This is a genomic window from Oceanobacillus caeni (assembly GCF_019037185.1).
GTDB classification, from domain to species: domain Bacteria; phylum Bacillota; class Bacilli; order Bacillales; family Amphibacillaceae; genus Oceanobacillus; species Oceanobacillus caeni.
On sequence record NZ_JAHHXM010000022.1, the window covers coordinates 43,500 to 53,524 of the forward strand.

A 10,025-nucleotide genomic window follows, 5' to 3' on the forward strand; every position below is an offset into this window, starting at 1 on the left:
AAAATGGAAGAGCGTCAGAACATTGCTAAAGAATTATTAAAACAAGGATCACCGGTTGAATTTGTAGCAAAGGTTACTCATCTATCTAAGGAACAAGTAGAAGAATTGAAGGAATTGTAACTTTAGGTATGGTAGCTTGGAGCAATCCTTGAAAAATTTATTCTGTTTGAATATGTTTGTAATGGTGTTTTAATAAGTGGTTTTTCTGTACTAAATGATTGCTTTCCCCTTTCAGCTGTTTTATTTCCTGGAATACTTTCTAAAGTTTGGTCTCCGTACTATCCATCCTGTATGCCCCCCTTTTCTCAATAAGGCGGTAAAACTATATCGTTTCCCAGCGCTTTTTACAAATGTTATAATTCCACTTTAGTGAATGTTTCAATTAAGATTAAGGTGATATGCATATGGGGAAATTAAAAAGAAAAAAGACAAATATTCCACGTCATAAACGCATGAATCGTAATAGCCGTTTGCAGTCTGCTAGGCATTGGGTTCCAAAATACGAAGGAAAAAATCTAGTTTATGGGTATAGTAAACATTATGCCGTTGATAAGCTATGTGCAGTAAAAGAATTGGAATTATTAGGATTTCGTACTAGCGAACATTATAAAAGAGAGTTGAAGAGAGCGGCTGTTCAAAAACAACAGGAAGCAGAAAAGCGTAAAGCTAGGAAGAGAAAACAGGAATTTATGGAAGAAGACCTTTGGGAAGATAGCGATGAAACTTTTGCATTTATTGCAGGATATACGGATGGCGGTGCTCCTTTTGGGATAACATGGGAAGAACGAGAACAGTCGAAAGTGACAGAACCTGAAAAAAACTTCATACCAATATATTCTGATAATTGGGATCTACCATTTTAAAAGAAATAGAAAAGAAAGGATCCTATTTAAAATGAAAAAAACAAAAGAAGAACGGAAACGTGATCGCCAAATATTAGATTTATACCATCGACATTTGACTGAAAAAGAACTTGAACCTCTATTTGAGAAATTTAAACAATGGAAATCCGGAGAATTAACGTATTTTGAGTTAACAGAGTTGATTCACGAGTTCCATAAAAAGAATCAGGAAATATATAAGACTTTCAATTATGGCGACGATGAATATCTGATTTTTATTGCAAAAAGGGAATTAAATATGTTCAATGAAAAAGATTTAGAGAATGAAGTATATCAGCGATGGATGTATTAACTTCAGTTTTAGAGTGGATACAAACGTATCCGTTCTTTATCTCTCCTTGATACATAATCCTAACAATATGTATCTACCTAAGAAAAAACTATCAATATAAATAATGAAAAATAGAAAAATATTTTTCCAAGTTGCTGGGTTTTGAATCCATCAGTGCGTCACGACTATCGTGTAAGAATAACGAAATCGCTCCTTCTATCTTGTCTACCATATTTCTGGATCTTGTCTATCAGATTCAGAGGTTTCATCCTAAACTTTAGTTGACCTTTGCCTTTTTGGCAAAAATTTCTGGAATAGACTTTGCAGGATTTTTAAACTATATTTATACAATGCTAGTAAGTAAAAAATAGCAAAAATAGGGGGACAGATTATGTTCATACATAATATTGACAAGAATGTTTCACTAAAATTAATTGAATTAAATGATGCTGAAAGTATTTTTGAACTAACTGACAAATCGAGAAATTATTTAAAAGAATGGTTGCCTTGGCTTGACTTCACCAAGAATGTGGAAGATACAAAAGAATTTATCCGAGGATGTTTAAAAGGTTATGCCGAAAATAAAAGTTTAAATACCGTTATTTTATTCAATGGAGAAATTGTGGGTGTAGCGGGCTTCAACAGTGTAAATTGGTCCAACAAGACGGCATATATTGGCTACTGGCTTGGAGAAGAATTTCAAGGAAAAGGGATTGTGACGAAAGTTGCTAAAGCATTGACCGACTATGCTTTTAATCACCTCAACTTAAATAAAGTGGAAATACGAGCTGCCGTGGAGAATAAAAAGAGCAGGAGCGTTCCAGAAAGATTGGGTTTTGTAAATGAAGCAACTATTAGACAAGTAGAGTGGCTATATGACCATTATGTTGACCATACGGTATATGGGATTTTAGCAAGTGAATGGAATGAACTATCAGTCAGTAATATGTAGCGTTATTTATAATACTCTACTTTTTAAAAATCCATACTTAAATAGAAAAAGAGTTTCGTCGCTATCGCGTAGCAATGAAGCTTTTTTTTATTACCATAAATCACTTTATGTCGCTAAATAAGTAAATTAGACTTCAGATACAAAATGGTAATTTAAGGGAATAGTACGATAATAGATTTACCCTTTAATTTATAAAAAGTATTGATAAATCAACGTTTTTGTAAAACATATTTGGTAGAATATAAAATTTATGAATGAATGGTCAATCATTTTTTAAAAAAGTGGTGGAATATTTGGGAAATGATAGTATAATATAAATACAGATTAATTTAATAACACTAAATTATCTGTAAAATAAAAACGGTTACATAAGGGGGATAAATCTATGAAATGGAAGAAGTGGTCTTTTCTTATCGTAGTTATGTTAGCCATAGGCATGGTTCTAGCAGCTTGTGGTGGAAATGTTAGTAAGGAAGAATCGGCCAAGGAAGAAGATTCGGCTAAGGAAGAAGATTCCAAGGATGAAGGTAGTACGGCATTGGCTGCCGACCAAACATTGAATATAAATATTAAAACCGAACCGCCTTCGTTACATCCAGGTAAGGCAACAGATACAACGTCAAATGCTGTTCTTACACAAATATTTGAAGGTTTAATGCGGTTGAATCAGGATGATGAACCTGAAGAAGCGATGGCAGAATCCTATGAGGTTTCCGAAGACAAGTTAACATACACATTTAAAATTCGTGAAGATGCGAAATGGTCAAACGGTGATCCTGTAACAGCCAAGGACTTTGAATATGCATGGAAATGGGTATTGGATCCAAATAACGCAGATACTGATTATGCATATCAGCTTTATGTTATTAAAGGTGCTGAAGATGCCAAAGAAAATGGCGGTTCCTTAGATGATGTAGGTGTTAAAGCTGAGGATGATAAAACATTAGTTGTCGAACTTGAACATCCAACACCATATTTCCTAGATTTAACTGCTTTTTACACGTATTATCCAGTAAACCATAAAGTTGTCGATGGTAAAGACGATTGGGCTCTGGACGTCTCGGAGGATTATGTAACAAATGGCCCGTTCCTGCTTGATTCTTGGGCACATAAAGACCAAATTGTACTTAAGAAAAATCCGGAATATTGGGATGCCGACACAGTTAAATTGGAAACAATTAACATGTATATGATTGACGATGAAAATACAGCATTACAAATGTATAACAATGATGAATTGGATTGGACTGGATCACCAACAGATGTAATTCCTTTATCTGCAATTCCGGCATTAAAAGATGAGGGAACATTAAATATTACTCCATTAGCTAGTGTATACTACTATGCTTTTAACACGGAAGAAGAACCATTTGATAATGTGAATATACGTAAGGCATTTTCACTTGCTCTGAATCGTCAAGGGATTGTAGAAAACATTACAAAAGGTGAACAACAACCGGCAACGGCACTAGTACCTCCATCAATATTTGAAGAAAATAATGAAGGCTATTTCAAGGATAACGATGTTGAACAAGCGAAAGAGTATCTTGAAAAAGGTCTGGAAGAGTTAGGTTTAGAAGAATTACCTAAAATTAAAATTTCCTATAATACAAGTGAAGCACATGGTGCAATCGCTCAAGCTGTTCAAGATATATGGCGTGAAAACCTTGGTGTAGAAGTTGAACTAAATAATGAAGAGTGGAACGTATTCCTTGATACGATGGGTGAAGGTAACTTCCAAGTAGGCCGAATGGGTTGGAATGCCGACTTCAATGATGCCATCAATTTCTTAGAAATCTTTGAATCTGTTGGTGGTAATAACTACACGAACTGGGAAAATGAAGATTATGCCAAATTGATTAAAGAGTCGAGAGCTGAAACAGATGAAGCTGCACGTAGAGACATTCTTCGTCAAGCTGAACAAATCTTTATGGATGAAATGCCAATTGCCCCAATTTATTTCTATACGAACGTTTGGGTAAATAAAGATAATGTCAAAGATATTACTGTTTCTCCAATTGGAACGATGCAATTTAAATGGGGATATATTTCTGAATAAGAGTGACTGAATTAGAGATACAAGGTATATAGATTTTTCTGTATACCTTGTATTAACCATTAACCCTATTGGTAATGTTCAAATAAAGCAAACGGTTAACCCCTTTCAAAAATCTTCACATACTAAAGCTATTTATCTAGCATCCCTCTATTACTATATCTTTCTTTATCTATGGATCTTTAGATATAGTTAGCCAATTTGCAGGGATGTTCTTATATCATCCCTTGCTATACAAAAAGTTAACAAGGGAATATGGAGGTGTAAGCTCTTGGCCAAATATTTACTAAAGCGAATAGGCTATATCATCGTATCACTATTTTTTATTATTACCATAACATTTTTTCTTATGCAGGCAGCGCCAGGGGGGCCTTTTGCATCAGAAAGAAAGTTACCACCAGAAATTGAAGCACAAATGAATGAAGCTTATGGATTGAACGATCCGATACATGTACAATATTTCGATTATCTAGTACGAGCAATTACATTAGATTTCGGTCCATCATTTAAATATGTTGGACAGGAAGTTACCGATATTATTGCTAGAAGTTTTCCATATTCCTTAATTTTAGGGGCTGAAGCTATTTTACTGGCACTATCGTTTGGGGTGTTATTAGGTGTTATTGCTGCGCTTAAACATAATAAATTTGGGGACTATGCTGCAATGGTTATCGCTGTACTTGGTATATCCGTTCCAAGTTTTATTATGGCAACAATCTTACAATATATCTTTGCGATTAAACTACAAGCATTACCTGTAGCTAGATTTGAATCTTTTGCCCATACGATTCTACCAGCAGTAGCGCTTGCTACAACACCATTAGCATTTATTGCTCGGTTAATGCGTTCAAGCATGCTAGAAGTCTTAAATGCTGATTACATTAAAACAGCTAGATCAAAGGGATTGAGCAGTCGAGTTGTTACATATAAACACGGTCTTCGCAATGCGATCTTGCCTGTTGTTTCATACCTTGGCCCATTGGTTGTGTCTATTTTAACAGGAAGTTTTATTATTGAAAAAATCTTTGGTATTCCGGGATTAGGAAACGAATTTGTTGTTAGTGTTACAAACCGGGATTATACCGTTATTATGGGAACGACAGTCTTCTTTAGTGTCTTACTATTAGTATCGATTCTTATTGTTGACTTAATATATGGGTTAGTTGACCCACGAATTAAAGTTACGGATAAGGGGGCCGAAAAATAATGTCACAAGTACAATTAAACCAATCTGACTTTGAGCCCCTACAAGTTGATCATTCCGACGCTGAAAAAATAGCTGGTGAGAGTACATCTTATTGGAAAGATGGTTGGCGTCGCTTTCGTAAAAATAAATTAGCTATCTTTGGTGTTTTTATTATCATTATACTTGGAATTTTGTCGTTTATTGGTGGGCCGATCTCGGGTCAGAACTATTATCAAAATGACTTAATGAATGCGAACCAATCTCCTTCTGCTGAACATTGGTTCGGAACGGATAATCTTGGTCGTGATGTTTTTGCTAGAACATGGTATGGAGCAAAGATCTCGTTATTTATTGGACTGATGGCTGCCTTTATCGACCTTGTAATTGGAGTGATTTGGGGAGCGATTGCCGGCTTTTTTGGTGGTAAGGTTGACGAATATATGATGCGGATTGCTGATATTTTATATGGTGTTCCGTATTTGCTAGTCGTTATCTTATTGATGGTTATTTTACCCCAAGGGCTTTGGACATTAATTATCGCGATGACCATTACCGGTTGGATCAATATGGCTCGGATTGTACGCGGACAAGTTATGCAGTTGCGGTCAGAAGAATATGTTATGGCATCAAGATCACTTGGGGCAAGTAACACAAGATTAATGTTTAAACATCTTGTACCTAATACATTAGGGCCAATATTAGTTACATTAACATTGACGATTCCAAATGCCATCTTTACAGAAGCATTTTTAAGTTATCTTGGACTTGGTGTTCCAGCACCACTTGCCAGTTGGGGTACGATGTCGTCTGATGCGTTACCAGCATTGCAATACTATCCATTCCAGTTGTTCTTCCCAGCGTTTTTTATTTGTTTAACAATGTTGGCATTTAATGTAATTGGTGATGGCATGCGGGATGCACTGGATCCAAAAGTAAGGAAATAATGGGAGGATAAACTTATGTCAAAAATTTTGGAAGTAAACGATCTTTCTGTTTCGTTTGATACGTACGGCGGTGACGTAAAAGCTGTCCGTGGTGTAACATTCGAATTAAATGAAAAAGAGACGTTAGCAATAGTCGGTGAGTCAGGATCTGGAAAAAGTGTAACAGCCCAATCCCTCATGCGACTCATTCCAATGCCTCCCGGAAAGTTCGTTAATGGGTCAATTATTTTTAAAGGCCAAGACCTAACTGAAAAGTCGGAGAAGCAGATGGAAGCCATTCGTGGAAAAGAGATTAGTATGATTTTTCAAGATCCAATGACATCTCTTAATCCAACGATGACAATTGGTAAACAAATCTCAGAAAGTTTAATTAAACACCAAAATATGTCGAAAAAGGATGCCCATGAACGTGGAATTGAATTATTAAAATTAGTTGGGATTCCAACCCCTGAAAAAAGAATTAATCAATATCCACATGAGTATTCTGGCGGTATGCGGCAACGGGCAATGATAGCGATTGCACTTGCTTGTAATCCGAAGATTCTTATAGCGGATGAACCGACGACAGCACTTGATGTAACCATTCAAGCGCAAATTATGGATTTAATGAAAGAATTACAGGAAAAGACTGGAACGGCGATTCTTCTTATTACTCATGATCTTGGTGTAGTAGCAAATGCTGCCCATCGAGTCGCAGTTATGTATGGTGGGAAAATTGTCGAAACCGGGGATGTTGATGAAATTTTCTACAATCCGCAACACCCGTATACTTGGGGACTACTAGGTTCAATGCCAAAGCTTGATAACCGGGATGAAGAATTGCAAGCTATCCCAGGTTCACCACCGGATTTGGCTGATCCGCCAAAGGGATGTCCATTCGTAACTCGTTGTCCATTTGCGATGAAGGTTTGTGAAAATCGTATGCCGGAATATACGGACGTATCGAATACACAGAAGGCTGCTTGTTGGTTACTTGATGAACGGGCACCAAAGGTAGAAATACCGGAGTCTGCCAGAGTAGGAGGTACGAAGGTTCATGGATAACACGAGAGAAAAACTATTAGAAATTAAAAATTTACAAAAGCATTTTAATATTGATCGCAACAATGTATTGCGTGCTGTCGACGGGATTTCTTTTGATATTTATAAGGGTGAGACATTTGGTTTAGTTGGTGAATCAGGTTGTGGAAAATCAACAGCTGGACGGACAATACTAAGATTGTATGAAGCAACAGCCGGCGAAGTCAATTTTCATGGCGAAAATGTACATGCTAAAAAGTCAAAAAAGGAATTAAAGAAATTTAATCGTAGTATGCAGATGATTTTCCAAGATCCTTATGCTTCATTAAATCCAAGAATGACGGTTAAAGATATTATTGCCGAAGGTCTTGATATACATGGCCTCGTAAAGAGTAAAGCAGAACGTACGAAACGGGTTAATGAACTGTTAGAAACAGTCGGATTAAATAGTGATCATGGGAACCGTTATCCCCATGAATTTAGTGGTGGACAACGACAACGGATTGGAATTGCTAGAGCATTAGCAGTCAATCCTGATTTTATTGTCGCCGATGAACCAATCTCGGCACTGGATGTATCGATCCAGGCGCAAGTCGTTAATTTATTAATACGTCTACAAAAGGAACGTGGTTTAACATATTTATTTATCGCCCATGACCTTTCAATGGTAAAACATATTAGTGATCGTGTAGGAGTTATGTATTTAGGAAGTATGGCGGAAATAGCCTCGTCCGAAATGTTATATGAAGAGCCGCTCCACCCATATACACAAGCATTATTAAGCGCGATACCTTTACCAGATCCAGAGGTCGAACGCTCACGCGAAAGAATTATTCTTGAAGGAGATGTACCAAGTCCGATCAATCCACCAAGTGGGTGTCGTTTTCGGACAAGATGCCCATTTGCGATGGAAGTGTGTGGCAAAGTAACTCCAGAATCTATAGAACATAAACCAGAGCATTGGGTTGCCTGTCATTTATATGATGACAGATACAATGAAGAATATAAAGCGAAACAATAATTATTCGCTTTTCCATTGTGAAAAGCTATCCGAAAGAAGTTTGGAAAGTACCTTAGAACCTTGTGAATTTGGTCATGATAGGTTTAAGAATGGAAGTTGCATTGATATTGACGGTGGAATGGAATGAAGATATAAGGATAGGTTCATCGTCCCAATAAAGTTTTGGGACAGTGAACTTTTCTGATTAAAAGAGAAGGACAAGTAAGCACTTGCCCTTCTCTATTTTACTATTAATGCTCATGTGTTAAAGTGGCTTCAGATGTAGGTCCACTAGCCCTGTCAACAACAAATCCAACAATAGCCGCAACAACGGCTGGTACAAACCAACCTAGTCCATTTTCAAAGAATGGTACAAAGCCTATTAATTTAGTAAACATCTCCATTTTAAGTCCAAGAGATGAAAGAACTTCGTAGACGGAGTAAATCGTCGTAAGCAATACAGAAAGTCTAAACATTGTTTTGCTCTCTGGTAAGAAACGTTGTGCAATCGAAAGGATGATTAATACAATAGCTATTGGATAGATAAATACTAATAATGGCACAGCAAAGCTTAAGATAGCATCTAAACCGAAAGTAGCAACAGAAAAACCTAATAGGGTAAACACGGTAGCGTATGATTTGTATCCTAATTTCGGATAAATTTCATGGAAGAAACTTGCACATGCACTGATCAAACCAACGCAAGTAGTCAGACAGGCAAGAATGACTATGACCCCGAATAATAAGCTTCCCGTTGACGCGAATAGTAAATGAGACGCTAGCGTTAATATTTGTGCTCCATTTTCGAAGGTTTCTGTTTTGGGAATAACCACACCGATCCATCCAAGTGATACATACACAATGGCTAAGCCTGCTGCAGCAACAACTCCTGCGCTAATTGTTCCCTTGATTAATTGTTTATTCGTAGTTGCACCTTTCCCCTTCAATGCATTGATGACGACAATCCCAAATGCTAATGCTGCGATTGCATCCATCGTGAAATACCCTTCTAAAAATCCAGCTGTAAATGGCGAAGCAGTATATTTTTCCGTTGCCTGAAGCGGCGGATTGTTTAGAATCATAAAAGCCCGAACAAAAAGAATTGCTAGTGTAATTAGTAGGATAGGGGTTAAGATTTGACCAACCCGATCCACGATTTTACTTGGGTTTAACGTAATGTAATACGTAATGCCAAAAAATACGATAGAAAATACAAGTAACGCGACTTGACCATTTGCATGAAGAACTTGTTGGAATCCGAGTTCATACGCAACGTTTGCTGCACGTGGAATACCAAATAGAGCACCAATGGATAAATACACTAGAATTGCGAAAATAATTCCAAATACTTTATGGACACGGCTACCCATTGCAACAATTCCACCATCTGTGAGTGCAACTGCAAGGACTGCGAAAAATGGAAGTAGAACACCTGTAATAAGGAATCCGATGATGGCTGGAGTAAATTGACTTCCCGATTCTAGTCCAACAATGGGTGGGAAGATTAAATTACCAGCTCCGAAGAATAAAGAAAATAACATAAATCCAATGAATACAACATGTTTTTTACTCATTTTGTAACCTCTTTAAATTGAATTTAATTATTACAAATAAAAAAGGTTGTACAATAAATGACGTTGGTGGGAAAAACTCACCTACGTCATTTTTGTGTTTATAAATAGAAAACAAGTGAG

9 protein-coding genes are annotated in these 10,025 nt (G+C 36.7%); 8 read left to right on the plus strand and 1 reads right to left on the minus strand.

Going from position 1 to position 10,025, the window contains the following annotated elements:
* Positions 1 to 404: 404 nt before the first annotated feature.
* The 8 genes from KM885_RS12165 to KM885_RS12200 all read left to right on the plus strand — a co-directional run bounded on the left by KM885_RS12165 (position 405) and on the right by KM885_RS12200 (position 8,352).
* On the plus strand, positions 405 to 863 hold the full coding sequence (locus KM885_RS12165) for a hypothetical protein (RefSeq protein WP_047184286.1): 459 nt from the start codon (positions 405 to 407) through the stop codon (positions 861 to 863).
* A gap of 31 nt (positions 864 to 894) precedes the next feature.
* The gene (locus KM885_RS12170) at positions 895 to 1,194 is read left to right on the plus strand and encodes a hypothetical protein (RefSeq protein ID WP_047184285.1); all 300 of its coding nucleotides are present in this window, start codon (positions 895 to 897) and stop codon (positions 1,192 to 1,194) included.
* A 370-nt stretch (positions 1,195 to 1,564) separates the two neighbouring features.
* Entirely contained in the window at positions 1,565 to 2,125 is a 561-nt protein-coding gene (locus KM885_RS12175) for a GNAT family N-acetyltransferase (RefSeq protein WP_047184284.1), read from the plus strand.
* Positions 2,126 to 2,510: 385 nt separating this feature from the next.
* Positions 2,511 to 4,184, plus strand: coding sequence for a peptide ABC transporter substrate-binding protein (locus KM885_RS12180; protein ID WP_204798195.1), 1,674 nt, complete (start codon positions 2,511 to 2,513; stop codon positions 4,182 to 4,184).
* A 268-nt stretch (positions 4,185 to 4,452) separates the two neighbouring features.
* Positions 4,453 to 5,388 (plus strand): ABC transporter permease, encoded by a 936-nt coding sequence (locus tag KM885_RS12185; protein WP_047184282.1) that lies wholly within the window; start codon positions 4,453 to 4,455, stop codon positions 5,386 to 5,388.
* Complete coding sequence (locus tag KM885_RS12190; RefSeq protein ID WP_047184281.1) at positions 5,388 to 6,311, plus strand: ABC transporter permease; 924 nt, start codon at positions 5,388 to 5,390, stop codon at positions 6,309 to 6,311. The genes KM885_RS12185 and KM885_RS12190 overlap by 1 nt, the downstream gene beginning before the upstream one ends.
* Positions 6,312 to 6,326: 15 nt before the next feature.
* Complete coding sequence (locus KM885_RS12195; RefSeq protein WP_047184280.1) at positions 6,327 to 7,355, plus strand: ABC transporter ATP-binding protein; 1,029 nt, start codon at positions 6,327 to 6,329, stop codon at positions 7,353 to 7,355.
* Positions 7,348 to 8,352 carry an ABC transporter ATP-binding protein gene (locus tag KM885_RS12200; protein ID WP_047184279.1) on the plus strand — a complete coding sequence of 335 codons (1,005 nt, stop codon included), beginning with the start codon at positions 7,348 to 7,350 and terminating at the stop codon, positions 8,350 to 8,352. The genes KM885_RS12195 and KM885_RS12200 overlap by 8 nt, the downstream gene beginning before the upstream one ends.
* Before the next feature lie 230 nt (positions 8,353 to 8,582).
* Here KM885_RS12200 and brnQ read toward each other — a convergent pair whose 3' ends face one another.
* Complete coding sequence (gene brnQ / locus KM885_RS12205) at positions 8,583 to 9,905, minus strand: branched-chain amino acid transport system II carrier protein (RefSeq protein ID WP_060669014.1); 1,323 nt, start codon at positions 9,903 to 9,905, stop codon at positions 8,583 to 8,585.
* Between the last annotated feature and the right edge of the window lie 120 nt (positions 9,906 to 10,025).